The following is a 24,920-nucleotide window of genomic DNA, read 5'->3' on the forward strand; positions in this document are numbered from 1 at the left end:
TTCAGCAACGGTCACAAAGGCGGCGGATGTGACGATGGCACAACTCGGCAGCGCACAGCGCGAACCCTCGATGGAAGAGATTCTGGCTTCCATCCGAAGGATCATAGAAGACAGCGACACGATTCGCCGTCCCGAGGAGAGTGGCCAGCCGGTGCGGCCCGACAACGACGTATCCCCTCCCCCCGCCGTGCCGGCTGCCTCGCAGGAAAGCTCGGTGATAGAGGTGGGCACGTTCCGTACATCTGCTCGCGCCGACACACCCTTGGCCGAACCGCGCAAACCCGTCACCATGGCGGAAGTTCAGGCGCAGGTCGTCGCTGAAAGGGCCGCGGCGCGTGAAGCTGCCGAACAGGATTATCAGCAGGCGACTTCTCTCGCGGCGGCGGATGCAGGTCTGGCGGCGCCCCGTCCGGGTCCGGTTCTGGAGCAGGCGGAGGCGTCGATGACGGCCGTTTCCATCGCGCCGGAAATACCGGCGGCCGAGGAATGGCAGCTCGGCGTATCCGAAGCGGAAACTCTTGCACCGGTCGAGCATGACGACTTCGATCTCGACGAAGTGGCGAACGCCGTCATGGAGGACATAGCCGCATCGCAGTCAGCTTATTCGCCGCCTCAGGATACCGCGCCCGACGAGGCCGTGGCGCCCAGCGAACCCGCTCGCCCGGCCATCATTTCCGACCATACCGGCCGGCAAGTGGCTGCGGCCTTCAACGAACTGTCCGAAGCGCTGGCCGCGCGCAACCGAAAAAGCCTGGACGAAATGGCCGAGGAAATGCTGCGGCCGATGCTTCAGGACTGGCTGGACAACAATCTGCCGACCCTGGTCGAGCGGTTGGTGCGCGAGGAAATCGAGCGTGTCGCCCGCGGCGTGAACTAACAGCCGCACTCTGTGCCGGGCAGGCGCTTCGCCTGAAGAGGGAGCGGCCGGCAAAAGCACCTGCACCGCGTCTGGACGCGACGACCGGCGTCGTTGCCGGTCCCGCAAAGTTGCCGGCCCCATAACCCGACGGTCACATCCGGCGGGGGTCTTTCCGACTGGAACGAAATGAATTCAGGTCAAGCCTGGCCGTCAGCGGCGCGCGCCCGCGGTCTTCGTCTTCACCTGCGGGACACTTCTGACCGCTTCCAGCAGATTGACCGCCGCCTCTTCGCTCACCGTGATTTCCCGCCGCTCGACGCACGCGGCAAAGACGGTCAGGAAATCGTCGCCACGGCCCTCGAAGAAGGCGCGGTTCAACATCAGACCGATTTCAGATTTGGGGATCATCACGATGCCTTCAGGTCGAGGCCGACCGTGACTGTTGTATAGACAAATTGTTGCTTTGTCGATGAAATTGACACGGAGCTCAGTTTTCAGTTGCGCTCGTTGGACCAAGTCCTGGCACGGTGCAGGACGTCGATGCACTCGACATAAGCCATCTCCAGCAGATGGGCCAAAAAAGCACATTGCTCCGCGTCGCAGATGGCCTTGAGATCCAGAAGCGCAGCCCGGACATAGTCGAGCTTGTCTATCGCGCTCTTGCGGACGTTGTCTGTCATTGGATTCTCAGCACATTAGCAATCGGTCGCACCGCAGCACGACGGCATTGGAATGTGAATAGATATCCGCGCCGCGGTCGTGCGGCCAGTGTCGGTACTGTAAATTACGTGGCGTGAAGCGCTGGCGGCGCCAGTGTCACGGCAACGAAGCCGGAGGCCGGGATTGCATCGGCCCTGACGATATTCCCGCAGGCCGGAGACTCGCCGTCCGTGGATTTGGCTGGAAACCGGCGCGCGAGGCGCCGGCTTCCGTTGTCGTTGCCGGCTTACACGACGACGAAGTCCGCCGCCGTCAGATGGGGCGTTCCGGACAGGCTGGCGATCTTGATGTTGTCGAACGCGCCGCCCGAACCATCGGCATCGTAATAGAGATTGCCGGTGGCCGAATTGTAGATGACGCGGTCGTTGGCATCCTTGGCGCCGTCGGCGGTGTCCTTGAACGCCGCCGCCGCAAGGTTGCCCAGCGCGGTCAGCGCCGTATAGACCGCGTCGTCCAGCCAGATCGCATCGTCGGCGACGTCGAAATCGAGGATGCGGTCGACATTGCCGGGATCGGCCGGAACGGTGTCGAAGAGGAACGCATCCGCTCCGGCGCCGCCATGCAGCGTGTCCTGGCCGAGCCCGCCGGCCAGCGTATCGTTGCCGCCATTGCCCTTGATCGCATCGTCGCCGGCGCCGCCGACGATGATGTTGCGGCCGTCGTTGCCGTGCAGGACGTCGCCGAAGCTCGATCCCGTCAGATGCTCGACCGAGACGTAGCTGTCCCCCGCCGCATCGCCGGTGTTGATCGCGGCGTTGAACAGGCTCGCTGTGACGCCGGCCAACGAGCCGGCATAGGACGCGGTGTCGGCTCCGTTGCCGCCGTTCAGCACGTCGGCGCCGGCGCGGCCCAGCAGCGTGTCGTTACCGTCGCCGCCGAACAGCGTGTCATCGCCGGACGAACCGACATTCGGCATTCCGACATCGGCGGGCGCCACCGAGACGTTGACCTCGTAGGTCGATCCCACCGGCACCGTCGGCGAGAAGCCGCTCGGCGAGGAGCCGTCGACCCAGGCGCCGACCTGGATGTAGTAGGTGCCGGCCTGCGTGACCGTGTAGGTCAGGCCGGAATCACGTCCCGAGGTCGAGCCCGGATCGCCGCCATTGTCGTCATTGTTGGCGACGAGCACGCCGCCCGCCCCGTTGTCGCGGATGAGCAGGATCCAGCTATCGTGGACATCGGGATCGGCGATGTGGTCGATGTCGACCGACAGCGTCGCGCCTTTCTCCAGCGTCAGCTTGTAGAAGCCCGACTGCCCGTTTCCGGTGGCGTTCACCGTGGTGTGCGGCACCGTGTCGGAATCGAAGATGTCGGCGTCGGCGACCGTGGTGAAGTTGTTGGTGATGTCATAGGCGGTGGCCAGCGAGTTGTTTTTCGCTGTCGCGTCGAGCGTGGCGTAGCCTGTACCCATGCCGATGCCGGTCGGCGGAATCGGCGTGAAGTCGCCGTCGAGCACGTCGTCGCCGGCGCCCCCCTTCAGCACGTCGTTGCCGCCCTGTCCGACCAGCACGTTTGCGCTGGCGTCGCCTGTAAGCTTGTCGTCGAAGGCCGAGCCTGCGAATCCTTCGATCGACACCAATGTGTCTTCGCCAGGCTGGGTCAGATCGGCGGTGACGCCAACCGTGCTGTCGTAGAAGGCGACCATGTCCATGCCGTCGCCGCCGTCGAGCAGATCCTTGCCGCCACCGCCGGAGAGCGAATCGTTACCGCCGGCGCCGCGGATGATGTTGACGCCGTCATCGCCGGTCAGCACGTCCGCGAATTTCGAACCGGTCAGGTTCTCGATCGAGACAAGGATATCGCCCTGGACGCCCTTCGTCGTGTTACCCTCGGCGTCACCGCCGCTGGCCACGCCGGTGGCGAGGTTCACCGTCACGCCGGAGATGGCCTTGGAGTCCGGGCCGGTCGTGTAGTCGGCCGTATCCCTGCCGGCGCCGCCGTTGATGTAGTCCTGGCCTGCTCCGCCGATGATCCGGTCATTACCCGCGTCGCCGTAAAGCACGTCGCCGTCGCGCGCACCGTCGAGGATGTCGTTGCCGTCGCCGCCGTTGAAGACGTCGCCGCCGCCGAGACCCCAGAAATGGTTGTCGTCCTTGGTGCCGATGAAGCGGTCGATGCGGTCGTCCGAGCCGATCAGGTTCTCGATGCTGTAAAATGTGTCGCCGGAGGCCGTGCCGCCTCTGGCGATGTTGAGTTCGAGGTTGACCAGCAACTGGAACGGGCTCTCGCGGCTGAAATCGACCGTGTCGACACCGGCGCCGCCCTTGAACACGTCGACGCCGGCCATGCCGCGCAGGATGTCGTTGCCGTCGCCGCCGTCGAGAATATCGTCGCCGGCTCCGGCGTCGATCGTGTCGTTGCCTTCCTCGCCGTAGAGACGGTCGTTGCCATCCTTGCTCTCGGGACCGGTGACGGGCGGCAGCGTGTTGTTGCGGTCGCGGCTGTCCAGCGTGTCGAGGCCGCCGATGAGATAGTCGTCGCCGGTGCCGCCGTAGATCACGTCGGTCTGGTTGCCGCCATTGATCTTGTCGTCGCCGCCGAGCCCCGCGATCTTGTCGGCGCCGTCGCCGCCGACCAAGGCGTTGTCGCCGTCGTTGCCGATGATGATATCGGCGAAGGCGCTGCCGATGCCTTTTTCAATGTAGTATTCAGTCGCGTCGGCGTTATGGCCGTCGAAGATGGCGACGTTGTATTCATGGCCGTTGACGCTCGACCAGCGCCCTGCCCTGAGATCGAGCAGCGTGCCCGCGGTCGAACCGGAAAAGTCGATCGTATCCGTGCCGCCGGTGTCGTGGATGACGAAGCCGATATCGTGCCCAGGTCCGTCCGCAGTCAGCTCGTAGCCCAGCTTGTTGCTGCCGAAACCGTAGCGGTCATTGCCGGTGTTGAGCTGGATGTCCTGGTAGGTTCGGTCGCCGTTCGCGTCGACGGTGGCGAAGTAATGGCGGATGACCGCCTCGATGTCGCCGACCGACGGGGTGGTCGATGTCCAGCGCGTGGTGCCGCCGACGTCGATGCCGTCGAAATACGACATGATGCTGTAGCGCTGCTGGTCGTAGATCCAGGTCGCGCCGTTCAAGAAGTTGATCTGGTCGCCGCCGGGGCCGCCATAATTGTAGACGCCCGGATGGTTGAGGCCCCATTCATGGCCGAATTCGTGGACGAAGGTGTTGAAGAGATAACCGCCGGGTTCGCTGCTGTTCGGCTCGGTATCGTGAAAGCGCTGTCCGACGCTGACATAGCGGCCGGCCGAAAAGGCGCTGCCGTCGTCCTCCTCGCCGAGTTCCGGGCTCACCACTTCCAAATAGTCCAGATCAGGGTCGAACGGCCGGTCGTCGACGATCTCGAACTGAAGCGGCGTCGTCGCCGACCACTGCTGCAGCGCTCCGATGGCGGCTGCCTTGTAGTCCGGATGGTCGTTCAGTTCCGACACGTTTACCCGGATCGGGCTCTGGGCCATTTCGGGCGTCAGATCGCGGTTGAGAGCACCGAGATAATCGAGGAAGGCCTCGTAGTCGGTGCTCTTGCCGAACGGATTGTCCGGCGTCTGGTCAATGTTCATCCACTCGAGATTTTCTACTGGCATCAGGGTGTCCCATTCTTTTGGTTGGACGTTTTTTTTCGGCCACACCGAAGCCCGACACCCCATCGGAGTGGCAACCATTCAACTTCCGCGAGCCGGAAGCCGAATGTCCCTCTGATGAAATTTGTATAGACGACAGGTTTGCATGACAAGCAAATTAGATATGCAATTTCGCCGATATCGGCCTATGTTACAACATGGACTTAATCTAATGATTCCTGTAACTTATATAATCTTGCTAAGCGAGAAGTCGAAGCCGCATTTTTCGAACTCATGCGCATGACGGCCCACCTTTCTCGGCTTCCCTAAGGGCATGTCGAGCGCCGCGAAAGGCCTGCCAGGTGCCGTTTTGGAAAGATTCGAAGGCCGCAAGCAGTGCCTGGTTACCAACTGGAACGCGAATGGCGCGGCACGCGATTTGTCCCATCTGAACATCTTGGCTTGGCACCCGACCCCTACCACGACCCAATGCCGAGAGTCGTGTCTCAAACTGGCGTGGCGACCTTCTGCCTTTGATGGCCATTCCCGAACCGCGCACCTATTCTACGCGGAATCACCAGCATCACCTTAGCCGCACCGCCGGTGGATAATGAAGGCAACATGAAACCGGAAACCGGATGGAGCCTGCCGGATGCGCACAACATTCCTCGCGATGCTGGCCATCGTCCCGGTACTCTCCGGCTGCGTCACCGGGCAAAGCAGAGAAGCCTATTCGCCGCCATGCGGCGACAGGGCCTATGATGCCGGCTTCTGCCCGTATCCCGGGTATCGCACGCCGGTCCCGGGGTAGCGCACCCTTGCGAACCACCGCGGCGGACAGGCGCTATTGTTTGACGGTTTCGCCGGTCGAGGGAGCCGCTACGACGTCGGCCGAGAACCGCAACTCGCGCAGCGGCCTGACCTCGCGGGTCGTTTCGGAATAAAGCGGATGCGCTTTGTAGGCTGCGAGCGCCGCCTCGTTTTCGAACTCGGCATAGACGACGACATCGACATCGTCGCCAATCGGGTCCACCTTCATGTTCCGGGACACCTCGAACAGTCTCGAATGCGGAATGCGGCCAAGTTTGCGCAACCCGCTCTCGACCGCACCGATGTTCTCCGGACTCCCGGCGCTGAAAAATACGATGTGTCGGATCAACCCAGCCTCCGCGCTCGACATGTCGGGGCCTTCTGCTGCCCTGCACGATCCGCGTCAATGCAGCGGATGGTCGCGATCCCGCGAGGCGGCGTGGCCCTCGGGTCAGCCGACGACGGAGCGGATCGTCGAACTCACCGCGCGAAGCACCAGGTCGAGATAGTGGCCGTCATTGCGGAACCCGTCCCAGATGATGAGACCGGTCAGTATGCAAACCCCGATCACGTAACGCATATCCGTTCTCGCCGAAATCACAGGGCCGAAGCGTAGGCAACAAGATCATGCCATCGAAGGGTAAAGCGTCCGTCATCATTTGGCTTAGGCGCATCTGCCCCCTGCGCCTTGACCGGCCGGATTCCGGCGCGGTCCCTGGCCGCCCGACCCTACCAGTTTCCGCGAAATAAGTTCCGACGAAGCCGACCAATAAATCCGACGCAAGACGAGGTTGCAGGAATCCCTCGCTCATATCATTGTGCGCGCCGGGGAACTTCAGCAGCGAAAAGGTCGGCACAAGGACGGACAATGGGCGGGGACGGCAATTTGAGGGAACGTGTCGGCGACGCGATCGCACTGACGGAACGCAACTTTGCAGAGATTGCCCGGAGCCTGCCGGGCAAGGCGCGCCGCGTGCTGTCGACCGCCCTGCATCTGCCGCAGGGAACGCTGGTCATCAATACACCGGAGGGCCGGCGCTTCAAGATCGAAGGCAAGGCGCAAGGGCCGTCGGCCGAAGTGACCCTGCACAATTGGCGCCTTCCCGGCCGTGCTTTCACCGGCGGCACGATCGGCGTCGCCGAATCCTATTTCGACGGCGACTGGGACAGCCCGGACGTGACGAGTTTCCTGGAACTGTTCGTCGTCAACATGGAAATGGGCGAAGAGGTCGCCGGCGGCGCCAGCAGGATCATTTCGGCACTGCAACGTTTCCGTCACTGGCTGAACGCCAACACGAAGAAAGGCTCCCGCAGGAATATTTCGGCCCACTACGATCTCGGCAACGCCTTCTATGGCGAGTGGCTCGACCCGACCATGACTTACTCGTCGGCGATCTACTCCGAGGGCGCGAACGATCTGGAAAGCGCGCAACGCGCCAAATACCGGGCACTGGCAACCGACATCGGCATAACCTCCAAGGACCACGTGCTGGAGATCGGCTGCGGCTGGGGCGGTTTCGCCGAGTTTGTCGCCCGCGAGATCGGGGCGCGCGTGACCGGCCTGACCATCAGCCGCGAGCAGCATGATTTCGCCAGCAAACGGATCGCCGATGCCGGGCTCTCCGACAAGGTGACCATCAAGCTGCAGGACTACCGCGACGAGACGGGAATCTACGACCGCATCGCCTCGATCGAGATGTTCGAGGCGGTGGGTGAAAAATACTGGCCGGTGTTCTTCCAGAAGGTCAAACAATGCCTGAGAGCGGGGGGCACCGCCGGGATGCAGATCATCACCATCAACGAGGCCGCCTACCCCCTCTACCGCAGCCGCACGGACTTCATCCAGCGCTACGTTTTTCCCGGCGGCATGCTGCCGACCCCGAAAATACTCCAGTCGCTCGGCGCGGAACAGGGGATGAAGCTCGCGCGCGAGCGCATCTTCGCGCAGGACTACGCGCGCACGCTCGCCGAGTGGCGCGACCGGTTCCTGTCCTCCTGGGAGCGCATTGTTCCGCTCGGTTTCGACGAGCGTTTTCGTCGCCTGTGGGAATTCTACCTGCATTATTGCGAAGCCGGATTCCGGGCCGAATACATCGATGTCAGACAAGTGATCTACCGGACCTGAGCCGCGCTGAAACCAAGCCAGTCCTGACACGTTGCCTCCGCAAGCGGCCTTAATGGCCCCCAAAGAGCATCAGGAGGCTCCGATGAAAACACTTGTCATGGCAACCCTTGTCCTGTTCGCCGGCGCCGGCGGGAGTTGGGCGCAGGCGACCAACGACAGTTGCGGCGACGTCATCAGCAATCCGAACGCATCGTGCCCGTCGGTCATGGATCCCAGCGCCGGTGGATCGGTGAACTCGCAAGCCGCGCCTGGTTCCAGCAATGGCCTGATCGACAACCAGACGACCGGATCGATCCAGAATCCGCCGATCGACACGGGCTTCGGCATCACTTCACCCAACACCATGCCGCCGGTGCCCGTGCAGAATGATCCGCTCGGCCAGAATATCGGCCAAAACCCCTTTGGCGGCGGCAACCAGATCGGGATTCCGAGACCCAGATCCTTGGGCACCAACGGCGTGAGCGTTCCAAGCATCCGCTGAAGCCATCGCACCGCTGTTGGGGACCGTGGCGCACGAGAACAAGTTCCCTATCTCCTAGATCGCGTCGTGTTCGCGACGCATCGGGAAGCGGCTTCACCAGCCGACAACACGCCAAAATAGCTTTGCGGCATGTTCGCGAGGGGTAAGCGTCAGCGCATAGTTCCTTCTTCACAGCGGTTTACGCATCAACCCGTTGAAATCGCACCCGATTCCGGACTTGACGCGGCTTCGACGTGGCAAACGCCGAAGCCTTTTTTGCGGCACACCACAATGTCCCGCCGTCCGGCGGCAGGACACTGAATGGCAGCCGAATCAAAGCGTTATGCGATATTTCGCAAAGCCGTTCTCACCATCGCCGGCAGGCTCTATCTTCACCGCCTTGACCTCACCGATAAAATCCTTCGCCTTCGGCCCGGTCTCGAACAGGACAGATGTATTCGCCAGCGGCGCAAACGCCCAATTGGCATCCGCCGAGGGGTTGATCGTGCCTTCCGCGATGATGTAGCGCACGATCACGTCGCGGTTGGTGTCCGGCGCCTCGAAGATGATCTTGGAGGCATTGATATCCGGGAAATTGCCGCCGCCGCCAGCCCGGTAATTGTTGGTCGCAACGATGAATTTCTGTGCGGGATCAATGGGTTTTCCGTCAAACATCAGATCCTTGATGCGACCTGATGCGGCGTTGAGGACCCCGCCTTTCGGATCGTACTTGGCCGGCTGCGACAGGTCTATCTTGTAGGTCACGCCGTCGATCACGTCGAAATTATAGGACGGGAAGTCGAGGTTGATCAGCGGCTGGTCGGCCTTGCCGGCCTCGACCGTGTTGAAGATGCCGGCCGACATTTCCAGCCAGTCCTTGACCTGCGCTCCCGTGATCTCCACTGCGCGAACCGTGTTCGGATAGAGGTAGAGGTCGGCGACATTCTTGATCGCGATATCGCCGGCCGGAACGTCGGTGTAGTAGTCCGGACCGCCCCGTCCGCCCGACTTGAAGGGCGCCGCGGCTGAAAGCACCGGCAGATCCTTCCACTGAGTATCCTTCAGCAAGTCCTTGATATACCAGGTCTGCGCCTGGCTGACGATCTGCACCGACGGGTCGTCGGCAACCAGAGCGAAATAGGAATAGAGCGGCGCCGAGGTCTTGCCGACCGGCCGCCTGACATAGGCGAGCGTCGCCTCATGGTCCTCCTTCAGCGCGTCGACGATGCGCTGGTCGTCACCCACGGTCGCCTTGTTCTTGTTGTCGACGCGCTCATAAATCGGTCGCGCCTCCGAGGTGGCCGAGACGACCCGCCATTTCGAGCCATCACGCTCCAGCAAGAGGTCGATAAGGCCCATATGCGAACCCCAGAATCCGCCCATGACAGCCGGCTTGCCCTGCAGCGTGCCCGCCTTTGTGTCGACGCCGGCAAGCTCCTGGAAATCCTTTTTTCCGGGGAAAACCAGATGTTGGTGGCCGGTGAAGACCGCATCGATGCCCTCGACGCCGGCGACGAAGAACGAGGCATTCTCCATCATGTCGCCCTGCTTCACGTCGATGCCGGAGTGCGAAAGCGCGATCACGATGTCGGCGCCCTCCTCCTTGATCTGCGGGACCCAGGCCTTCGCCGCTTCGACGATGTCGCGGGTGATAACATTGCCGGTCAGGTTCTTGGCGTCCCACAGCATGATCTGCGGCGGCACGAAACCGATCACCCCGATCTTGACCGGATGCTCGGCGCCTGAACCGTCCTTGATCGTCTTTTCGAGGATTGTGTAGGGCTTGAGATAAAGCTTGTCGTCGCGCGGGTTGGCGGCAAGCTCGGTGCCACGCACCAGATTGGCGCAGACAAAAGGGAAATTCGCACCAGCCAAAACCTTGTCGAGGAACGACAGGCCGTAGTTGAACTCGTGGTTGCCGAGCGTCGAGCATTCGTAGCCGAGAAGGTTCATGCCCTTCATCACGGGATGTACGTCGCCCTCCTTCATGCCCTTCTCATAGGCGATGTAGTCACCCATCGGATTGCCCTGCAGCAGATCGCCATTGTCGATCAGCATGGCGTTCGTGGCTTCCTTGCGCACGGCGTCGATCAGCGATGCGGTCCGCGAGAGGCCCATCGTGTCATTTGGTTTGTCGGCGTAGTAATCGTAGGGCAGCACATTCACATGGATGTCGGTGGTTTCCATGATCCTGAGATGCGCCTGATTGGCCTGGGCGCGGGCGGAAAACGGATGCAGCACGATCAGTGCGCCGGCAGCCGCGCCACCGGCCAGGAAGGAGCGTCGCGAAACGGGAAATGAAGCGGGCATGTTTTCTCCTCGATGATGCACCAAAAACGCCACGGTCGATCAAAGTTTCGCGCCGTTGGATATCGGAGTCCAGCCGATATGCATGACCATCGCGTAGCGCCGCGTCGGACCGCCGCCGTATTTCCCCCGGCCGGATATCGCGCTTCCCCGTAGTTGACAGGCGGCGAGGCTTGACCCAGTCTTGCCGGCCTCAAGGTGAACGGGCAGCGCAGCCGTGACCCAGCTTTCCAGTCAGATCAAGCCTGTTCTCGTGCCGCGGCCGGTGCAGTCTTCCCGGCCGCCTGGACCGCGCGGCATGGTATTGCTGGGAAACACCCTGCAATTCGGGCGCGATGAGCTCGGCTTCCTGACGCAGACGCAGCGCATGTTCGGCGATCTCGTCAGCTACGACTTCGCCGGCTGGCCGTCGCTGCTCGTCAACAGTTCCGACGACATCGAGCAGATCCTCGTCAAGGACCACCGCAATTTCATCAAGAACCGCATTGTCTGGCGGCATGTCACCGCGCTGTTCGGCCAGGGCCTGCTGACGGCGGAAGGCGACCTCTGGCAGCGCAACAGGCGGCTTGCGGCACCGGCATTCGCAGGCCAGCAGCTTCAGGGATACGGGCCCGATATCGTCGCGCTGGCGAACGAGACCGTGAGGGCATGGAGGGCCGGCGACATCCGCGACGTCCACAGCGACATGATGGCGCTGACGCTGCGGATTGCGGCGAAGGCGTTCATGGACTGCGAGGTTGAACGCGACATCGCCGACATGGACCACGCCGTCCAGGACCTTGTGGTGGAGATGGCCGCGCGGTTCAAGCGCCCTGTGAAAATCCCCGACTGGGTGCCGCTGCCCGGCCATTTCCGCTATCGGCGCGCAATCGCGACCGTCGAACGCATCATCGCGCAGATGATCGCCAAGCGGCGCGCCGACGGTTACCAGGGCCGGCAGGATTTTTTGTCGCGGCTGATGGCGGCGAAGGACGAATCCGAGGAGCGGCTGTCGGACAGCCAGTTGCGCGACGAGACCGTCACCCTGCTCTTGGCCGGCCACGAGACGACGGCGCTGACGCTGTCCTGGAGCCTCTACCTGCTCGGCCAGAACCCGGCGGCGGCGCGCCGGCTCACGGCCGAAGTCGGGGAGACGCTCGGCACGAACGACGCCACCGTGGAAAGCCTGCCGCGCCTCAAATTCGCGGAAAGCGTGATCCTGGAATCGATGCGGCTCTATCCGCCCGCCTGGGCGATCGGACGCGAGTCGATCGGGCCGTTCAAGCTCGGCGGTTATGATTTCGCCGCCGCCACCACCGTCCTGATCTCGCCCTGGGTGCTGCACCGCGACCCGCGCAATTTCGATGATCCGGAGACCTTCCGGCCCGAGCGCTGGATGGACGGGCTTGCGCGAAGGCTGCCCCGGTTCGCCTATATGCCGTTCGGGGGCGGGCCGCGCATCTGCATCGGCCAGCGTTTCGCCATGATCGAGGCGGTCCTGATCCTCGCCACGATTTTCCGGCATTTTTCAGTGGAATGGCAGCGCGAGCGGCCAATCACGCTGTTCCCGTCCATCACACTGAGGCCACGCGAGGGCGTCTGGGTGCGCCTGCTGCCAAAAACGTCGGCCAGTCTGCACTAAGGATGCGCAGTCTCCGTACCGGCGCGGGCAGCCATGCCGGCGTCGCAAATACGAGCGGATGTTCGAGACGCCGGGCATAGGCTCGCTGCTTCCGGTATCGGAATGCCGCCCATGCAAGACAAGATCGATACGACGCAGACATTCTCGCTGACGCCCGAATTGGCGTGCTGGCGCAAGGCCGAGCGCGAGCGGCTGATCGCAGAGCGTCTCGCAATACCGGCCGACACGCGCAACGCCATGGCGCAACGCATCGCCGCCGGCCTCAATGCGTGCATCGGCAGCTTCGCGGGCCATACCATCAGCCTCTACTGGCCTTTTCGCGGCGAGCCCGACCTGCGCCCGTGGATGAACGCCGTCATCGCCGGCGGCGGACAGGTCGCACTGCCGGTGGTCGTCGAGAAGGCGCATCCGCTCGTTTTCCGCCCCTACAGGCCCGGCGATCCGCTGGAGAAGGGCGTCTGGAACATTCCGGTCCCCGCCTCCGGCCAGCCGGTCGTCCCCGATGTGGTCATCGCACCGCTGGTGGGCTTCGACCCACAAAACTACCGGCTGGGTTATGGCGGCGGCTTCTTCGACCGCACGCTTGCCTCCCTCCCCGGCAAGCCGCTGGTCATCGGCGTCGGCTACGCGACGCAGGCTATCCCGACGATTTACGCGCAGCCGCACGACATTCCGATGGATCGGATCGTGACGGACCAAAGCGCAAGCTGATTGCGCTTAGCTGCTCCCGGTTTCCCTGCCGACCGGCCGGGCCACCCAGCACGCCAGCGCCCCAGCGGCCATCAACACGCTGGTGCCCAGGAACACCGCCGGCATGCCGATATGCCCGCCGACAAAACCGCCGAGCAGCGGCCCGACCACCTGACCTACATATTGCGAGGAGGTCGCGTAGCCCAAGGTCGTGCCGGCAACGCGGTCTGGGACATTATGGCGGATCACGCTGGTGATGCACGGCAGAAGGCCGCCCAGCGCCAGCCCCATCAGGAAGCGCAGGGCGACAAGCTGCCATGCGCTTTCGACGAAAGCCTGCGGGATGAGCAGCAGCGCCGAAACGCCGAGCGCGCCGACGATGACCGGCCAGTGGCCGATGCGGTCGGCGAGTTTTCCCAGGCGCGAGGCCGACAGGATGCTGCCCAGCGCGGCAGCGGCCATGACGACGCCGGCAACGATGGTGATATCAGCCGGATCGTCCACCAACTGGCCGACATAGACGGCGATGATCGGCTCGATCGACATGTTCGCGACCATCAGCAGCGCGCCGGTTGCCAGCATGGCAACAACGGGCCGCGGGTCTGGAATGGCTGACCACCCACTCCTCTGCCGTTCTGCCTTGGGCACGCGCCTGCGCGGCCCCTCCTTGATGAGGAAACAAGTCGCCAGGAAAGTGATGAAAATCACGCCGCCGGATGCCAGGAACGTGCCGCGAATACCGATGACGGCCGGCAGCACGCCGCCGATCAGCGGCCCGACGAGACTGCCTGCCATGATGCCGGAGGAAAGCACGCCCAGCGCCCAGCCCGAACGGGCTTTTGGCGTGTGGGTCGCCACCAGAATGGTCGAACCGGAAGCGTAGCCGCCCGCCAGGCCGACGAACAGCCTGAGCGCCACAAGCTGATAGACGTCCTGCGCCATACCCATCAGCGAGATCGCCACGAACATGCCGAGGCTTGCGCGGATCAGCATCAGCTTGCGGCCGTAGAGGTCGGCAAGCCGGCCCCACAACGGCGCGACGATCGCAGCACTGAAAAACGTCGCGCCATAGGCGACGCCGGACCACTGCACGATCGCCGCGTGTCCGGTCACGCCGAGTTGCTCGACATAAAGCGGCAGGAATGGAAGCAGCACCGTCATCGCCACGATGGTGGTGAACGACCCGCCGGCGCAGACGGCGAGGTTGCGACGCCAGTGGATTTCTCCGGCGCCTTCGTCTTCGATCGCGACAGCAGCCATCTCATGTTCCGGATAGGCAGGATCGCGATGCTTGATCGCGATACCATTTTGGGATACCAAGCTGGGATGCATTGCTAGGCGCACGAACGACCGGCGTCAACCTCTGGGAAACAAATGATGTCGCAGACGCAAAGCGTCGAAACGCAGCTTCGCGAAATGATCCTCGGCCTCGACATCGGGCCGGGCGAAAAGCTGACCGAGCGCGGAGTCGAGGCACGATTCGCGGCGTCGCGCACGCCGGTGCGCGCCGCCCTGCTGCGGCTGGAAACGGAAGGGCTGGTCGGCCGCGAGGGACGCGGCTGGACCGTGGCGCCGATCCATCTCGGCGAGATCGAACAACTTTCCGTCTACCGCGAGGCGGTGGAAGTCGCGGCCGTCAAGCTGACCTGCCAACGCAATGACCAAACCGGGCTCGACGGGCTGGAAGCCCTGCTCGTTTCCTGCGACGCGCGCTCCGCGCGTGAGGAAGTGCATCGCGCCGGCATGGATTTCCACATCGAGCTGGCACGGCTGTCGGGCAACGACTTCCTGTTTCGGGGCGTGCGCGATGCGATGACGCGGCTGTCGCGCGCCCGCTGGCTGGAAGTGCGCAGGGAAGGCGCCCGCGAGCGCGCCTGGGCCGAACATCGCGCTATCCTCGCGGCGGTCCGGACGGGTGACGCGGAGACGGCGGCGAGGCTGCTGGCCGCGCATATCAGCGGCGGGCGCGAGCGCTTGCTTGCTTCGCTCGCCGCCGACCGGCGTGGGCTCAAGGCGCGCGGTTTCGCAGTGGTGGCCGCGTAGGATCGCCAGAGCCGCGCGGAAAATGACAGATCAGTCCTGTGAGGCTCGTCCGCTGAAGGCAGGCACTTGAATACAACATCATCACGGCCATGATAAACTGGCCTGTCAGACAGCAAGGATGCCTACATGAATGTCGTCGCCACGCGCGCCGCAGAAGGTTTCCCCCGCCGATTGTTCACCGTGGCGGAGATCCGACGCATGGTCGAAGCGGGCATCATCGCCGAGGACGAGAATTTCGAGTTGATCGAGGGGGAACTCGTTCCGAAGGCGCCCAAGGGAAACCAGCACGAGGTGATCAAAGCGGCGCTGCTGCGCGTCTTCGCCAAACAAGCGCCCGAAGACCTGCGATTGGCCGTCGAAACCTCGCTCTATCTTGACGAGCGTACCTTCGTCGAGCCGGACCTCTGCCTGTACCCCAAGCGAATCCTTCCCGAAGATGTCGCAGGCCGCGATGTGCTGCTCGCGGTCGACGTGGCATCGTCGATGTCTTACGACCGTGGACTGAAAGCCCGCAACTATGCCCGTCACGGCGTTGTCGAACTCTGGGTAATCGATGCGGCGTCGCGCGATACCTGGGTGCACAGGCGGCCTGACACCGACGGACACTGGGGCATCGTCGAAAAAATGCCGGCCGAGGCGCGGCTTTCGCCGGCATCCTTGCCAGACGTCACCGTCCGGCTGGCCGATCTCGACTGACCCGACCGCTCACGCCATCTCGGGCTTGAGCCCGAGCGCGGTGCGGTCGACGATCTCGCGCAGCGCGAAGGACGAGTTGATCTTGGTGACATGCGGCATGGCAGACAGCCATTCCTTGTGGATACGTTCGTAGTCCACGAGATCCCTGGCGGCAATGCGCAGAATATAGTCGTATTCGCCCGACATCAGGTGGCAGGACAGCACGTTCGGGCAGCGCTTGATGGCCGCCTCGAAATCGGACAGCGTCTTCTCGAACTGACCCGATAGCGAGATGTGGACGATCGCCGTCATCTGGTGACCGAGCGCGGCGTTCGACAGGCGGGCGTGATATCCCCGGATGACGCCGCTCTTCTCCAGATTGTCCAGCCGCCGCGAACAGGCCGATTGAGACAGCCCGACCTTCTCGGCAAGCGACGCGTTGGGGATTCGTCCATCCTTCTGCAGCGCGTCCAATATGGCGATATCGATCCTGTCGAGCGGCATCTTTCGAACTTTCTTCGATAATGGGCGGCTTTGGCGCAACGAATAGCGACGCGACCGAGTTGAGGCAATGCAATTCGCAAACTCTTTCGGCCGCAGGGCGCGTATCCTTGCACGTGACAGGGAATAAGCCGTCAAGGCGTCAAGCGAGGAACATAACAATGCGCGTCGGTTGTCCGAAGGAAATCAAGAATCACGAATATCGCGTCGGCCTTACTCCGGGGTCGGTTCGAGAATATGCCGCGCACGGCCACGAGGTGCTGGTCGAGACCGGCGCCGGCGCCGGTATCGGTGCTGACGACAACGCCTATCGTGCCGCCGGCGCAAGGATCGCGAAAACGGCCGAAGAGGTGTTCGCCAAGTCGGACATGATCGTGAAGGTCAAGGAGCCGCAGCCGGCCGAATGGGTGCAGTTGCGCGACGACCAGATTCTTTACACCTATCTTCATCTTGCGCCCGATCCGGAGCAGACCAAGGGCCTGCTCGCCTCTGGAGTTACCGCCGTGGCCTACGAGACCGTAACCGACGAGCGCGGCGGGCTTCCCTTGCTTGCGCCGATGTCGGAAGTCGCCGGCCGCCTGTCGATCCAGGCCGGCGCGACGGCGCTGCAGAAGGCCAATGGCGGCCGTGGTGTGCTGCTCGGCGGCGTGCCGGGCGTTCTGCCGGGCAAGGTCACCGTGCTCGGCGGCGGGGTCGTCGGCCTGCATGCGGCCAAGATGGCTGCCGGCCTCGGCGCCGACGTCACCATCATCGACCGTTCGATCCCACGGTTGCGCCAGCTCGACGACATTTTCAACGGCCGCGTTCACACCCGCTATTCAACGGTGGAAGCGCTGGAGGAAGAGTGTTTTTCCGCCGACATCGTCGTCGGCGCCGTGCTGATCCCTGGTGCCGCGGCGCCCAAGCTGGTGACGCGCGAGATGCTGTCCGGCATGAAGAAGGGCGCGGTTCTGGTCGACGTCGCCATCGACCAGGGCGGCTGCTTCGAGACCTCGCACGCCACCACCCATGCCGAGCCGACCTATGAGGTTGACGGCATCATCCACTACTGCGTCGCCAACATGCCAGGCGCCGTGCCTGTCACCTCGGCCCATGCGCTGAACAACGCCACGCTGCATTATGGCTTGCAGCTTGCCGACAAGGGCCTGAAGGCGCTGGTCGACGACCATCATCTGCGCAACGGCCTCAACGTCCACAAGGGCCGCATCACCAACCGCGCCGTCGCCGATGCGCTCGGCTACGAGATGGCCGAGCCGAAGCAGGTCCTCGCGGCCTGACTTGGCGGCTCCCTCCTGAACGCAAAAATTCCGCCTTCGAGGCGGGATTTTTTTGTTTGCAGAGATAAAAAAGCGGGGCTGTCCCCGCTTTTTTGCAATCTGCTTTCCGCCAGTCCATCCGTGGTCGGAAGCCGATTGGTAAGCAAAAGCTAAGCCATTGATCGTTAACAAAAGGTTAACGACAAGAGTCCGTCGCACTCACGCGCGCTCGATCCGGCACTGGTAACAGTTGTTCCTGGCCGAACGCACATGCACATAGGCAACATCGTCGCGCTCGAACAGTTCGTGCGCCCGCCCGCAGATATTTTGCGTCGGCGTGACCGCGCCGGTGCCGTAGACGATGCGGTCGTCATGGCCGTAGCCGCGCACGATGTAGTCGGGCGTAGGGCGGAAGATATCGGGAAGCACATCGGTCTCGGGCGCCCGGTCGCATTCCTCGGCGCAAAGGAAGATCGGCCCGGTCTCGGCATAGGGCTGGAGCGCCGGAAACGGCCGGTAGGCGAGGATCAGGTACGCTTTGCCGGCCGCGACGGTGCGCAGGCAGTGGCGGCACGGTACGCCGTCGCCGTCGGAAATCTTGCGCTCCGGCGTGAAACCATAGGCGTCGACACCTCCGTGCTGGAGCGCACGCACGGCGTCGGTCGGCAGGGCTTGAAAGCGGATAAGCATCGGCTGGCTCCTCGATCGGATGATGAGCCGAAATTATCGCGCCGCCGCGCTGCCCTCCACCCGAAACCTGCGCTCTCCGGACGGGACGACCGCGAACCGTCAGCGCCAGCCTATTGCAGGAAATCGTCGATGCGGCGCAGCGTCACCCGGCGGTTCTGCCAGTTCTCGTTCTGTGTCGGCACGAGCAAAAACTCCTCGCCGTAGCCGACCGTCTCCAGCGCGCGGCGTGGAATGCCGAACTCGCGTACCAAGACGCGGCGCAGAGATTCGGCGCGGTCCTCGGACAGGACTTGATTGGAGGCCGCCGAACCGACCGCATCGGTATGGCCCTCGATCAGGACCTTGGTGCCGGGCCGGCGGCGCAACAGGCGTTCCAGCGCGGTGGCGATCGTCTCGACCTTGCGATATTGCGACGACGGGATTTCAGCCGAACCGAAGGCGAAATTGATCGACTGGATGTCGATCGATGGCGCCGCGCGGCGCAGGTCCGGCCTGCGCTTGAATTCGCGGACGGTCACACGCTTGTCGGGGCGTACACTGCGTTGCGCCGGGGCCTCGAGCTTGCGCTCGATCTGCGCCGCCGAGGGCATTGCCGCTTCCTGCGCGAAGCCGATTTGCGGGAAGGCGAGCAGGGCGAGTGCGAAAGCAACGAACTGGCGGCGAGTCGGCATGAAGATCTCCTTCGATCGGATCGAACGATTGAGGTTCCATCCTGGCCTTGCCAAGCTGAACTGCCGCTGAACGCGGCATTCAGCGAGGATTTCAAGAACCGTCGTCAGGCCCGCATGACCACGGCCGCCCGCTCTTCCATTGTCAGCGGATGGACGATCTCCTTGACCTGGCCTACCGGCGAAAAGCCGATCTTCTGGTAGAGCGGCAACGCTGCCGGATGATCGAGCGTGCAGGTCTGCACGATCACCTTTTCCGGCTTGTAGGACCAGGCGGTTTCGACCGCCGCGCCCAAAAACCAGCGGCCTAGCCCCTGCCCCGTCGCATGATCCATCATTCCGAAATAGGCGAGTTCGATCTCGCCCGGCGCATGCGGCTTGATGTCGAAGAAACCGGCAGGCGCGCCGTCGAGATAGAGCACGCGGATGTCGCGGTCGGGTTTGGCAAGCGCGGTGGTCATCTCCTCGTCGGAGAGCCTCAGCGCGTTGACCCAATGCCATTTGCGGCCGACGCGATCGATCAGGTAGCGGTAGTAGTGGACCGGAATATCGCGCGTGCGCAGCAACGCGATCTGCCGGTTGTAGGGCAGCGGCGCATAACGTCCCGGCGGCTGCGTCATTTCAAGGAAGGTCACGGTTACCGGGATGGTCTCCGGCTTTATTTTCTTCGCCACTTTTATCAGTCCTTGCCGGTTACCACGGGCGTGTCGCCGCGGCTGCCCCATTCCGTCCACGACCCGTCATAGAGCCGGCTATCGCCGTGGCCAACACTCTGCAAGGCCAGCGTGATGACGGCGGCGGTGATGCCCGAGCCGCAGGAGGTGATGACGGGCTGGTCGAGATCCAGCCCTGCGTGTTCAAGCTTGCGGCGAAGGTCCTCGACCGAGAGCAGGTAGCCGTTCTCGGAAAGCGACAGCGCCGGCACGCTTTTCGCGCCCGGCATGTGGCCGCCACGCACACCCTTGCGCGGTTCGGGATCCTCCCCCGAAAAGCGGCGGGGCGGCCGGGCGTCGGCGATCTGGCCCTCTCCCGTGGCGATCACCCTGCGGACATCGTCGATGCCGGCGACCCGCCTGGCGTCGAAATCGGTGTGAAAGACATTCGGCGCCGTCCTGGTCGGCTCCGAGGTAACCGGACGGCCAGCGGCCTTCCAATTGTCGAAACCGCCGTCGAGCACGAAGACTTCCGGCGCACCCATGGTGCGGAACATCCACCAGACGCGCGGCGCCGTGAACATGCCGGGGCCGTCATATACGACGATGGTATCGTCGGCCGAAATACCCATGGAGCCCACATATTGGGCGAACAGCGACGGTTTTGGCAGCGTGTGAGGCAGATCGGAATCGGGATCGACGATAAGGTCCTGGTCGAAGAAGATGGCCCCGTGGATATGCGCCGCGTCATATTCGACCTTGGGATCGCGCCTCTGCGCCGGCAGATACCAGGAAGCATCGACGATCGACAAGCCGGGCCGACCCAACTGACCTTGCAGCCAGTCGGCATCGACGACGAACGGGCTCTTTTCCGGCATGTGGTGCACTCCCTGTCGAATTGGGTTTCAAGCTTGTTACATATCGGTGCTGCGCGAAAAAGGGGCCAGCCCCCGCAAACAAGAACGTCCCTGGAGCAATGCCATGATCAAGAGAATCTGGAACGGCTACACAACCCGAGAGAATGCCGACGCCTACGAGCGGCTGCTCGACACATTCGTTTTTCCGGGCATCGAGGCGAAGAAAATCCACGGCTACCGCTCGATCGAACTGTTGCGTCGAGAGGCAGACGACGAGGTCCAGTTCACGACGGTGATGAGCTTCGATTCCCTCGACAATGTCATCGCCTTCCAGGGCGCCGACTATGAGGCCGCCTATGTGCCGGAACAAGCGCGCAAGATTCTGAAGCGCTGGGACCAGCGCTCGACGCATCACGAGGTGCTGCAGACGCGAATCTACGGATAGGCTATTGCGCCGGCGGCCGCCCGAAGCGGATGCGGAAACGGCGGTTCTCGCGGCCTTTCTTCTCGATCTTGCCGATGTGGATCTCGCCGACCTCGCCGGTCGCCGCCACATGCGTGCCGCCGCAGGGCTGGCTGTCGACCGAAGCGTTGTCGCCGATGCAGACGAGACGGATGCGGCCGGTGCCGGACGGAGGGCGGACGTTCTTCGACTTCACCAGCGTCGGATTGGCGGCAAGCTCCTCGTCGGTGATCCAGCGGATGAAGACCGGGTGGTTTGCGTTCACCAGTTCCATGAGCCGCGCCGTCACCAATTCCCTGGTGTAGCTCGGGTCGGGAATATCGAAATCGACGCGGCTGTCATCCTCGCTGACGGCCGCGCCGGTGATCGGGAACGGACAGACGACGCTAAGGAGGTGGCAGGCGGTGTGCATGCGCATCAAGAGATGGCGGCGCGGCCAGTCGATCGCAAGCTTTACGCTCTCGCCGACCGCCGGCAGGCTTTGGCCGGCGGCGGGGACATGGATGATCTCGTCCTTGGTTTCGCCGGTGACCGTGGCGGCAACCGCCAGCCGCGTCCCATCGGCGAGGATCAGGTGTCCGGTATCGCCGGGCTGGCCGCCGGACGTGGCGTAGAAGACGGTTCGGTCGAGGATGATGCCGCCGCGATCGTTGATGCCGACGACCTTTGCCTCCGCCTCGCCGGCATAGGCGTCGTCGCGAAACAGCGCGGCGGTCTGGAACGGCATCAGGCGACCTTCTCGAACGGCACGTCGATCTGTGGCGTCCGGTCCATCCACTCCGGTATGGGCAGGTTTTTCGTGCGCAGGAATTCGGGATTGAACAGTTTCGACTGGTAGCGCGTGCCGTAGTCGCACAGCACCGTCACGATGGTGTGGCCCGGACCGAGGTCGCGCGCCAGCCGGATGGCGCCGGCGATGTTGATGCCGGTCGAGCCGCCCAGGCAGAGCCCCTCCTCCTGAACAAGGTCGAAGATGATCGGCAGCGCTTCCTCGTCCGGAATTTGGTAGGAGAAGTCCGGCGTGAAGCCGTCCAGATTGGCGGTGATGCGGCCCTGGCCGATGCCCTCGGTGATCGAACTGCCCTCGGACTTCAACTCGCCGCAGGTGTAGTAGCTGAACAGGGCGGCGCCGAGCGGATCGGCGATGGCGATCTTCACCGCTTCGCTTTTTTCCTTCAGCCCGGCCGCCACGCCGGCCAGCGTGCCGCCGGTGCCGACCGCCGAGACAAAGCCGTCGACCTTGCCGTTCGTCTGGTTCCAGATTTCCTGCGCCGTGGTGGCGATGTGGCCGTCGCGGTTGGCGACATTGTCGAACTGGTTGGCCCAGATCGCGCCGCTGCTCTCGCTGCGGGCAAGTTGTTCGGCAAGGCGTCCGGAGACTTTTACGTAGTTGTTCGGGTTCTTGTAGGGCACGGCCGGCACTTCAATCAGTTCGGCGCCGAGCAGCCGCAGCGCGTCCTTCTTCTCCTGGCTTTGGGTGTCGGGGATGACGATGACCGTGCGGTAGCCGAGCGCCTTGGCGACGACCGTCAGGCCGATGCCCGTGTTGCCGGCGGTGCCCTCCACGATGACGCCGCCTTGCCTCAGCAGGCCGCGTTTCTCCGCGTCGCGGATGATGAACAGGCCGGCGCGGTCCTTGACCGACTGGCCGGGATTCATGAACTCGGCCTTGCCAAGAATCTCGCAGCCGGTTTCCTCGGAAGCGCGGCGCAGCCGGATCAGCGGCGTGTTGCCGATCGCATCGATGACCGAACCCATCATCACGAATTTCCCGTCGAACTGGCGGAAGCCCGATACGGGCGGCCGCAATTGAACCGATGCCGCGACCGAGACCGCTCCCGGCATTGCCCGACTTCCTGCCAGAGACGGGCGGCACATTCAACAACAGCATTTCCGATGAAAATACTTGGCCCATGCGAATTTTCGCGTTAGCCGACGTCAAGCGAATCCGCCGAACTCGAACCGTCGGCTAATCCAGAGGGTCGAATTCGGCGTAGACGTGGCAATTCAGCCGCCCATGGGCGGCTCGAGATGGATATATGGTTCCCGACAACCGAGAAACGCTCGACGTGCTGCTTGCCCGCTATGTCGCGGGCGGCCTGCCGTCACCCGTGCGCGTGCTGGTCGAGAGCCATCTGACAATGAAGCCCGAGAGCCGCGCGTTCGTTTCGCAACTCGAGGCGCTCGCCGGCGCCAGGTTGACCGAGGCTGAGCCGATCCCGTTGGCAAACCGCCGGCAACGGCTCGATGCCATTTTTGCCAGCCCCTCTCCGCCCGACGAAAACAAGCAGCGGGAAGCCGACGGCATAATGCCCCGGCCGCTGGTCGACTTCATCGGCCACACGGTGGACAAAGTGCCGTGGCGCACAAAACTGCCGGGTTTCAAGGAACATCGCATGGGCGAAGTCGACGGGTTCAGCTCAAGCCTGTTCTGGCTGCGGCCAGGCCGCGCCATCCCGGACCATACGCATGAAGGCTCGGAGTTGTTTCTGGTGCTGGACGGCGCCTTCAACGACCAGCGCGGCCGCTTTCAGCGCGGCGATATCTCGATCGCCGACGAGACGGTCGATCATCGGCCGGTCGCCGAGACAGACCGGCCCTGCATCGGTTTCCTGGTGAGCGACGGGGATCTGTGCCTTACCGGACCGCTGCACCGGCGGCTGGCCGACATAATCGGCTTCTAGACTTTGTGGCTCGGCTTGGCGTCGCGCGAAAACAGATAGATCACAAGCGCCACCGCAAGTACCAGCGCGATGAACAGGAAAAGCGCCGAATAGGCCGCGGCCGGATCTCCGGGATCGATGCTGTGGGTAACCACCGCGCCGGTCGCGAACTGCATGACGCCGGCGCCGCCGATCGAGAAGAAGTTCATCAGCGTCACGCCACGGCCGATCAGATGCGGCGGCAGGAAGGCGCGCGAATGCGCCATCAGCAGGCCGTAATTGCCGCCGGCCAGGCCGACAAGGATGAGCAGGGCGGTCGATACGCCGACCGATGTCTGCGGAAAAAAGCCGAGGCCGGCCACAGCCAGCAGGCACATGCTTGTCCCGCTGACAGCCACCCATTTGCGCGTGCCGAAAAGCTGGTCGAGCGGGCCGTAGACGAAGGCGCCTGCCACCATGGCGAGCGCCATGAAGAATGTCACGTCGCCGATCAGGAAGACATCGGCACCGAAAACGTCGGCGAGATAGGGTCCCGCCCAGAGGCCGCGAATGCCGATGGACGGCGCGTAGGCGACCGCGCTGAGCGGGATGATCGGCCACAGCACGCGCAAGCGGAAGAGCTCGACAAAGCCGGAAAAGCCGGCTGCGCCTTTTCGCGCGGCCTCCGGATGATCGGGGTCGCGCACCAGCAGATACAGCGCGGCGGCCACGAGCAGTGAGAAGAAGCAGAGGCCGAGCATGACGGCGCGCCAGCCGAACGCGGCTTCGGCATAAGCGAGCGGCGCCGAGCCGATGACGTTGCCGGCGGTGCCGAAGGCGACCAGCCAGGAGGTGAGCATGGCGAATTTCGCCGGACGATAGAGGCGGGCGAAGATTACAAGCGAGGCCATCAGCACCGGCGCGCAGCCGATGCCCAACAGCGCGTTCGCGGCGATGATCATCCACGGCGCGGTAGCGAAGGCAAACAGCAGCGTGCCGCCCCCTGCCCCGGCGGCGAGCAGAACCGCCGCGGTGCGGCGCGGTCCGATGCGGTCGAGCGCCACGCCGATGGGAAACTGCGACAGGGCGAAGGTCAGGAAGAAGACGCCCGAGGCAAGCGAGAAGTCGCCCTTGGTGACGCCGAGTTCGGTGCCCAGAACCGGCGTCAGCACCGCCAGGAAGGCGCGGTAGAACTGCGAAAGCACATAAGCGATCGCCAGTGCCGCTATGCCGGCCATCCCTGCCCTCTCCTCCCGGCCTGAAAACAACGGCGGCCGACGCTTTCGCCTCGACCGCCGTATGTCATGGATCGGATGGA

Annotated in this window: 26 protein-coding genes; 11 read left to right on the forward strand and 15 right to left on the reverse strand. The window is 63.5% G+C overall.

Annotation, left to right across the window (positions count from 1 at the left end; all coding sequences use genetic code 11):
* Positions 1-34 precede the first annotated feature (34 nt).
* A complete protein-coding gene (locus ABMA59_RS19620; protein WP_349007063.1) occupies positions 35-877 on the forward strand; it encodes a PopZ family protein in 843 nt (280 codons plus the stop codon).
* Positions 878-1,069: 192 nt separating this feature from the next.
* Here ABMA59_RS19620 and ABMA59_RS19625 read toward each other — a convergent pair whose 3' ends face one another.
* The 3 genes from ABMA59_RS19625 to ABMA59_RS19635 form a co-directional block, all read right to left on the reverse strand.
* Entirely contained in the window at positions 1,070-1,240 is a 171-nt protein-coding gene (locus ABMA59_RS19625) for a hypothetical protein (RefSeq protein WP_349007064.1), read from the reverse strand.
* A 113-nt stretch (positions 1,241-1,353) separates the two neighbouring features.
* Complete coding sequence (locus ABMA59_RS19630) at positions 1,354-1,539, reverse strand: hypothetical protein (protein WP_349007065.1); 186 nt, start codon at positions 1,537-1,539, stop codon at positions 1,354-1,356.
* A gap of 266 nt (positions 1,540-1,805) precedes the next feature.
* Positions 1,806-5,165, reverse strand: a complete 3,360-nt coding sequence (locus tag ABMA59_RS19635; RefSeq protein WP_349007066.1) for a M10 family metallopeptidase C-terminal domain-containing protein — start codon at positions 5,163-5,165, stop codon at positions 1,806-1,808.
* 628 nt (positions 5,166-5,793) lie between these two features.
* Between ABMA59_RS19635 and ABMA59_RS19640 the strand changes: the two genes are divergently transcribed.
* Entirely contained in the window at positions 5,794-5,952 is a 159-nt protein-coding gene (locus ABMA59_RS19640) for a hypothetical protein (RefSeq protein WP_349007067.1), read from the forward strand.
* A gap of 33 nt (positions 5,953-5,985) precedes the next feature.
* Here ABMA59_RS19640 and ABMA59_RS19645 read toward each other — a convergent pair whose 3' ends face one another.
* Entirely contained in the window at positions 5,986-6,300 is a 315-nt protein-coding gene (locus ABMA59_RS19645) for a Dabb family protein (protein WP_349007068.1), read from the reverse strand.
* Positions 6,301-6,402: 102 nt separating this feature from the next.
* A complete protein-coding gene (locus ABMA59_RS19650) occupies positions 6,403-6,531 on the reverse strand; it encodes a hypothetical protein (RefSeq protein ID WP_349007069.1) in 129 nt (42 codons plus the stop codon).
* 288 nt (positions 6,532-6,819) lie between these two features.
* Here ABMA59_RS19650 and ABMA59_RS19655 point away from each other — a divergent pair, with 288 nt between their 5' ends.
* A complete protein-coding gene (locus ABMA59_RS19655; RefSeq protein ID WP_349007070.1) occupies positions 6,820-8,076 on the forward strand; it encodes a class I SAM-dependent methyltransferase in 1,257 nt (418 codons plus the stop codon).
* Between the two features lie 82 nt (positions 8,077-8,158).
* Positions 8,159-8,557 carry a hypothetical protein gene (locus tag ABMA59_RS19660; protein ID WP_349007071.1) on the forward strand — a complete coding sequence of 133 codons (399 nt, stop codon included), beginning with the start codon at positions 8,159-8,161 and terminating at the stop codon, positions 8,555-8,557.
* 312 nt (positions 8,558-8,869) lie between these two features.
* Here ABMA59_RS19660 and ABMA59_RS19665 read toward each other — a convergent pair whose 3' ends face one another.
* Entirely contained in the window at positions 8,870-10,846 is a 1,977-nt protein-coding gene (locus tag ABMA59_RS19665) for a bifunctional 2',3'-cyclic-nucleotide 2'-phosphodiesterase/3'-nucleotidase (protein ID WP_349007072.1), read from the reverse strand.
* 262 nt (positions 10,847-11,108) lie between these two features.
* Here ABMA59_RS19665 and ABMA59_RS19670 point away from each other — a divergent pair, with 262 nt between their 5' ends.
* Positions 11,109-12,464, forward strand: a complete 1,356-nt coding sequence (locus tag ABMA59_RS19670; RefSeq protein ID WP_349007112.1) for a cytochrome P450 — start codon at positions 11,109-11,111, stop codon at positions 12,462-12,464.
* Positions 12,465-12,575: 111 nt separating this feature from the next.
* Positions 12,576-13,175, forward strand: coding sequence for a 5-formyltetrahydrofolate cyclo-ligase (locus ABMA59_RS19675; RefSeq protein ID WP_349007073.1), 600 nt, complete (start codon positions 12,576-12,578; stop codon positions 13,173-13,175).
* A gap of 6 nt (positions 13,176-13,181) precedes the next feature.
* On the opposite strand, the gene ABMA59_RS19680 is transcribed toward ABMA59_RS19675, so the two are convergent.
* Complete coding sequence (locus ABMA59_RS19680; RefSeq protein ID WP_349007074.1) at positions 13,182-14,414, reverse strand: MFS transporter; 1,233 nt, start codon at positions 14,412-14,414, stop codon at positions 13,182-13,184.
* Between the two features lie 117 nt (positions 14,415-14,531).
* On the opposite strand from ABMA59_RS19680, the gene ABMA59_RS19685 reads away from it, so the two are divergent.
* Together ABMA59_RS19685 and ABMA59_RS19690 are read left to right on the forward strand one after the other, a co-directional pair.
* Complete coding sequence (locus ABMA59_RS19685; RefSeq protein WP_349007075.1) at positions 14,532-15,197, forward strand: GntR family transcriptional regulator; 666 nt, start codon at positions 14,532-14,534, stop codon at positions 15,195-15,197.
* A 126-nt stretch (positions 15,198-15,323) separates the two neighbouring features.
* Positions 15,324-15,893 carry a Uma2 family endonuclease gene (locus ABMA59_RS19690; protein ID WP_349007076.1) on the forward strand — a complete coding sequence of 190 codons (570 nt, stop codon included), beginning with the start codon at positions 15,324-15,326 and terminating at the stop codon, positions 15,891-15,893.
* Between the two features lie 9 nt (positions 15,894-15,902).
* On the opposite strand, the gene ABMA59_RS19695 is transcribed toward ABMA59_RS19690, so the two are convergent.
* Positions 15,903-16,376, reverse strand: a complete 474-nt coding sequence (locus ABMA59_RS19695) for an Lrp/AsnC family transcriptional regulator (RefSeq protein WP_349007077.1) — start codon at positions 16,374-16,376, stop codon at positions 15,903-15,905.
* A gap of 158 nt (positions 16,377-16,534) precedes the next feature.
* Here ABMA59_RS19695 and ald point away from each other — a divergent pair, with 158 nt between their 5' ends.
* Complete coding sequence (gene ald / locus ABMA59_RS19700; protein WP_349007078.1) at positions 16,535-17,650, forward strand: alanine dehydrogenase; 1,116 nt, start codon at positions 16,535-16,537, stop codon at positions 17,648-17,650.
* A 198-nt stretch (positions 17,651-17,848) separates the two neighbouring features.
* Here the strand turns inward: ald and ABMA59_RS19705 are convergent, their stop codons facing one another.
* The 4 genes from ABMA59_RS19705 to sseA all read right to left on the reverse strand — a co-directional run bounded on the left by ABMA59_RS19705 (position 17,849) and on the right by sseA (position 20,518).
* The gene (locus ABMA59_RS19705; RefSeq protein ID WP_349007079.1) at positions 17,849-18,319 is read right to left on the reverse strand and encodes a DUF1203 domain-containing protein; all 471 of its coding nucleotides are present in this window, start codon (positions 18,317-18,319) and stop codon (positions 17,849-17,851) included.
* 110 nt (positions 18,320-18,429) lie between these two features.
* Positions 18,430-18,990, reverse strand: a complete 561-nt coding sequence (locus ABMA59_RS19710) for an OmpA family protein (protein WP_349007080.1) — start codon at positions 18,988-18,990, stop codon at positions 18,430-18,432.
* A 104-nt stretch (positions 18,991-19,094) separates the two neighbouring features.
* Positions 19,095-19,607, reverse strand: a complete 513-nt coding sequence (locus ABMA59_RS19715; protein ID WP_349007113.1) for a GNAT family N-acetyltransferase — start codon at positions 19,605-19,607, stop codon at positions 19,095-19,097.
* Positions 19,608-19,666: 59 nt separating this feature from the next.
* Positions 19,667-20,518 carry a 3-mercaptopyruvate sulfurtransferase gene (gene sseA / locus ABMA59_RS19720; RefSeq protein WP_349007081.1) on the reverse strand — a complete coding sequence of 284 codons (852 nt, stop codon included), beginning with the start codon at positions 20,516-20,518 and terminating at the stop codon, positions 19,667-19,669.
* A gap of 103 nt (positions 20,519-20,621) precedes the next feature.
* Here sseA and ABMA59_RS19725 point away from each other — a divergent pair, with 103 nt between their 5' ends.
* On the forward strand, positions 20,622-20,942 hold the full coding sequence (locus tag ABMA59_RS19725) for an antibiotic biosynthesis monooxygenase (protein WP_349007082.1): 321 nt from the start codon (positions 20,622-20,624) through the stop codon (positions 20,940-20,942).
* Position 20,943: 1 nt separating this feature from the next.
* Here ABMA59_RS19725 and ABMA59_RS19730 read toward each other — a convergent pair whose 3' ends face one another.
* Positions 20,944-21,687, reverse strand: a complete 744-nt coding sequence (locus ABMA59_RS19730) for an alanyl-tRNA editing protein (RefSeq protein ID WP_349007083.1) — start codon at positions 21,685-21,687, stop codon at positions 20,944-20,946.
* Positions 21,687-22,721 (reverse strand): cysteine synthase A, encoded by a 1,035-nt coding sequence (locus ABMA59_RS19735; protein ID WP_349007114.1) that lies wholly within the window; start codon positions 22,719-22,721, stop codon positions 21,687-21,689. Before ABMA59_RS19735 ends, ABMA59_RS19730 begins: the two co-directional genes overlap by 1 nt.
* Positions 22,722-22,999: 278 nt before the next feature.
* On the opposite strand from ABMA59_RS19735, the gene ABMA59_RS19740 reads away from it, so the two are divergent.
* Positions 23,000-23,644, forward strand: a complete 645-nt coding sequence (locus ABMA59_RS19740; protein ID WP_349007084.1) for a ChrR family anti-sigma-E factor — start codon at positions 23,000-23,002, stop codon at positions 23,642-23,644.
* Here the strand turns inward: ABMA59_RS19740 and ABMA59_RS19745 are convergent.
* Positions 23,641-24,840, reverse strand: coding sequence for an MFS transporter (locus ABMA59_RS19745; RefSeq protein ID WP_349007085.1), 1,200 nt, complete (start codon positions 24,838-24,840; stop codon positions 23,641-23,643). The two genes, ABMA59_RS19740 and ABMA59_RS19745, sit on opposite strands and share 4 nt — an antisense overlap.
* Positions 24,841-24,920 lie beyond the last annotated feature (80 nt).

Source organism: Mesorhizobium yinganensis (assembly GCF_040081985.1).
GTDB classification, from domain to species: domain Bacteria; phylum Pseudomonadota; class Alphaproteobacteria; order Rhizobiales; family Rhizobiaceae; genus Kumtagia; species Kumtagia yinganensis.